Below are 3823 nucleotides of genomic sequence, written 5' to 3' on the forward strand. Positions count from 1 at the left end.
ATGATGTAGTCCATCGCATACGGTCGCTGCGTGTGCCGCGAGAACTGCGTGACTTGCCAGGGGGTCAGGCTGGAGTAGATTTCTTTGACGATCAGCTGGCACTTTTTTCTCAGCCGGTAGATCACTTCGGAGATGTCAACAGCCGATTCGCTTTGCACGTAACGCAGCTCTTCGATCTTGGTTTCGAGCTCGGCAATGGGTTGCTCGAACTCTAGAAAGTGTCGTTTGCTCATCCGGCTGATGTCCTGGGTTAGGTGAGCGCTGAGGGCGTCTCACTTGAGGCAAAGAAGGCGCTCAGTACGCTACAGGCAGGGGGTCGAGGCTGCGCCAAATGTACCATGTGGCCACCGAGCGAAAAGGCGCCCACGCGTCCCCCACTTCACGTGCTTCGGCCCTCGAAACAGGCTCGCCGCTGAAGTAGTTGACGCTGATGCCTTTGATCAAACCCACGTCATCGAGCGGCAGCACATTGGGCCGCATCAAGTGGAAGATCAGGAACATCTCGGCCGTCCAGCGGCCGATGCCGCGAATGGCCACCAGCTCTTCGATGATGGCCTCGTCGTCCATCTGCTGCCATTGTTTGACGTGCACCGTGCCCGCCTCGAAGTGGCGGGCTAGGTCGAGCAGGTATTCGACCTTGCGGGCCGACAAGCCGGCTTCGCGCATGCGGGCGGGCTCGATCGCGCCCACGGCGCCTGGCACCACCCGCATCGGGTCGCCATCGACCAGGGCCGCAAAACGATCCCACACCGCCTGAGCCGCTTTCACCGAGATCTGCTGGCCCACGATGGAGCGTGCCAGCGTGGTGAAGGCGTCGCCACGGCTTTGCAGGCGGCCTTCACCTTGCGGGATCAGCTTGCGCATCACACGGTCGCGCTTGGCGAGGTGCTTGCACGCCTCTTCCCAATAATCGGGGCTTGCAGTTCGCACCGGATCAGCCCTTCGTCCAGGTCGTGCCTTGCGGCGAGTCCTGCAGCACGATGCCTTGCGCGAGGAGGTCTTTGCGGATCTGGTCGGCGAGTGCAAAGTTGCGATCGCCCTTGGCCGCAGCGCGGGCCTCGATCTGGGCCTGGATTGCCGCTTCGTCGAGGCCGCTGCCGGCCTGCAAGTAGGCACGCGGGCTCTGCTGTAGAACGTTGAGCGTGGCGCCCAAACCCTTGAGCAACGCAGCCAGTTCGGGCGAGCGGGTGCGGTTCACTTCGCCGGCCAGCTCGAACAGAACGGCCACCGCTTCCGGCGTGCCGAAGTCATCGTTCATCGCGTCGCGGAAACGCGCGGCCTGCGGCTGATCCCAATCGACCGGCGCGGTCGGCACGTCAAGATCAACCAAAGCGGTGTAAAGGCGGCGCAGCGCGTTGCGCGCGTCGTCGAGATTGACGTCGCTGAAATTGAAAGGGCTGCGATAGTGCGTGCGCAGCATGAAGAAGCGGATCGTCTCGCCATCAAAGCGCTCGAGCACCTCGCGAATGGTGAAGAAATTACCCAATGACTTGGACATCTTCACGTGATCGACATTCAGCAAACCGTTGTGCGCCCACACCCGCGCGGGCGGCTTGCCGCTCGCACCCTCGCTCTGCGCGATCTCGTTCTCGTGGTGCGGGAACTGCAGGTCGGCGCCGCCGCCGTGCAAGTCGAACTGCTCACCGAGCAAGGCACACCCCATGGCCGAGCACTCGATGTGCCAGCCGGGGCGCCCGTTGCCGTAGGTCGACGCGTACTTCGCGTCGTCGGGTTCGCCAGGTTTGGCGGCCTTCCAGAGCACAAAGTCGTGCGGGTCTTGTTTGCCGTCGAGCACCGCCACACGTTCGCCCGAGCGCAACTCGTCGATCGACTTGCCCGACAACTGGCCGTAGTTGGGGAACTTGCGCACCGCGTAGTTCACGTCGCCGTTGCTGGAGCGATAGGCCAGGCCCTTGCCTTCGAGCGCACCGATCATCGCCAGCATCTGCGGCACGTACTCGGTGGCACGCGGCTCGTGGGTTGGCCGGGCAATGCCCAATGCATCCAGGTCCTGGTGCATGGCCTCGATCATCTCGTCGGTGAGTTCACGCAGCGAGATGTTGCGTTCGAGCGCGCGCTTGATGATCTTGTCGTCGATGTCGGTCACGTTGCGCACGTAGGTGACGCGGTAACCCATCGCACGCAGCCAGCCATAGATCAGGTCGAACGCCACCATCATGCGTGCATGCCCCACGTGGCAATAGTCGTAGATGGTGATGCCACACACGTACATGCGCACGTGGTTGGGCTCGATCGGAACAAACACCTCGGTCTGCCGCGTCAAGGTGTTGAAGATGCGCAAGGTCATCGGAAAGTATGGGGTGGGGTCGCTCGGGGCCGTTCACCTGGCATGCGACCGGACAGCGCCGCGGGCCTGCTTTGGGGTGCTGCACGCAGTGAGCGACGCGTCTGTCAAGGGGTTGTTGGCAGTGGGGCTGCGATACAATTTTGCGAGTATAGCGGCCTGCCCTCTCGCTCTGGTGATGCGGCTTGCCACCTGCCCCAGCGCCTCGGCAAGAGCACGCTTGCAACCCACCTCAGGATGTCGATGCTCCGCACATGCACTTCGTTGATTGGCCTGTTCGTCGCGGGCTTGTTGGTGGCCACCGCCACCACAGCCCGGGCCGACGAGTACGCCGATGTCGACCGCCTGTTTGGCGCAGGTCAGTTTGCCGAGGCGGTGAAAAAGGCCGACCAGTTTCTCGCCTCCAATCCACGCGATGCGCGCATGCGTTTTCTCAAAGGGCTGGTGCTGTCAGAGCAAGGCCGCCCGATCGAAGCCACCGCGGTGTTCGTCAAGCTGACCGAAGACTTTCCCGAGCTGCCCGAGCCCTACAACAACTTGGCCGTGCTTTACAGCAAACAAGGCCAGTACGACCAGGCTCGCCGGTCCCTCGAAGCCGCCATCCGCACCAACCCGAGCTACGCCACCGCGTATGAAAACCTCGGTGACGTGTACGCGAAGCTGGCCAGCCAGGCCTACTCGAAGGCCCTTCAAATGGACAGTGGCAACACGGCCAAGGTGAGCCCGAAACTCGCGATGATCCGCGACCTGTTTGCGCCCCAGTCGATCGCCTTGGCGGCCAACACGCCCACCAAGACCGCGCCGATGGCCGCAGCGCCCGTCGCCAAGCCTGCCGCGCCGCCCGTCGTGGCAGCCGTCACGCCCCAACACGCGCCGGTCGACACCGCGCCGAAACCTCCTCCCAAACCCGCCGCTCCTGCCGGCGCCGAAGACCCCCAAGCCGCCGCCCTCGCCTGGGCAGCCGCCTGGAGCCGCAAAGACATCGAGGCCTACTTCGCCGCCTACACCCCCGACTACAACGGTGGCCAGTCGCGCAAGGTGTGGGAAGGAGAGCGCCGCGCGCGCATCTTGGGCAAACGCAGCATCGCGGTGGCCTTGTCTGACTTCGAGACCAAGGTGCAGGGCGACAAGGCCGTGGTTCAGTTTCGCCAGAGCTACAGCGCCGACGCCTTGAAGGTGTCCAGCCGCAAGAAGCTGGAGATGATCAACGTGTCGGGGCGCTGGCTGATCCAGAAGGAAAGCACGGGGTCGTGATCACCGCGTGGCTTGTCAATGCGCTTCGTCGCCTGCCTCGCGGATTGATCGGTGCGGCGGTCGCCGTGCTGTGCGGGGTCGCATTCACTCCCTCGCAGAGCGCTGCGGCCAAGCCCAGGCCTGCGGCGGCATCGCACGGCTCGCCCGAAGCGCGGCTGCTCGAGGTCTATCGACTGCTCGGTGCCGGTGACAGCCGCCAGGCACTCGTCAAGGCCGAAAGCCTCGCGCGTGACGTTCCCAACTTTCAACTCGCCCAACTGGTTT

At 63.7% G+C, this 3823-nt stretch carries 3 protein-coding genes and 2 pseudogenes; 2 read left to right on the forward strand and 3 right to left on the reverse strand.

Going from position 1 to position 3823, the window contains the following annotated elements; genetic code table 11:
* The 3 genes and pseudogenes from RMO40_RS18990 to cysS form a co-directional block, all read right to left on the reverse strand.
* Nucleotides 1–233: pseudogene (locus tag RMO40_RS18990) on the reverse strand (acetyl-CoA carboxylase carboxyl transferase subunit alpha); the annotation flags it as partial.
* A 61-nt stretch (nucleotides 234–294) separates the two neighbouring features.
* Nucleotides 295–930, reverse strand: a complete 636-nt coding sequence (locus tag RMO40_RS18995; protein WP_309724721.1) for a DNA-3-methyladenine glycosylase 2 family protein — start codon at nucleotides 928–930, stop codon at nucleotides 295–297.
* A gap of 4 nt (nucleotides 931–934) precedes the next feature.
* Nucleotides 935–2308 (reverse strand): cysteine--tRNA ligase, encoded by a 1374-nt coding sequence (cysS, locus tag RMO40_RS19000; RefSeq protein ID WP_309724723.1) that lies wholly within the window; start codon nucleotides 2306–2308, stop codon nucleotides 935–937.
* Between the two features lie 240 nt (nucleotides 2309–2548).
* Here cysS and RMO40_RS19005 point away from each other — a divergent pair, with 240 nt between their 5' ends.
* Both RMO40_RS19005 and RMO40_RS19010 read left to right on the forward strand, forming a co-directional pair.
* Complete coding sequence (locus RMO40_RS19005; RefSeq protein WP_309724725.1) at nucleotides 2549–3559, forward strand: tetratricopeptide repeat protein; 1011 nt, start codon at nucleotides 2549–2551, stop codon at nucleotides 3557–3559.
* Nucleotides 3556–3823, forward strand: a pseudogene (locus RMO40_RS19010) (hypothetical protein); the annotation flags it as partial. The gene RMO40_RS19005 and the pseudogene RMO40_RS19010, both read left to right, overlap by 4 nt.

Source organism: Rhizobacter sp. (genome assembly GCF_031412075.1).
GTDB lineage: Bacteria > Pseudomonadota > Gammaproteobacteria > Burkholderiales > Burkholderiaceae_C > Rhizobacter.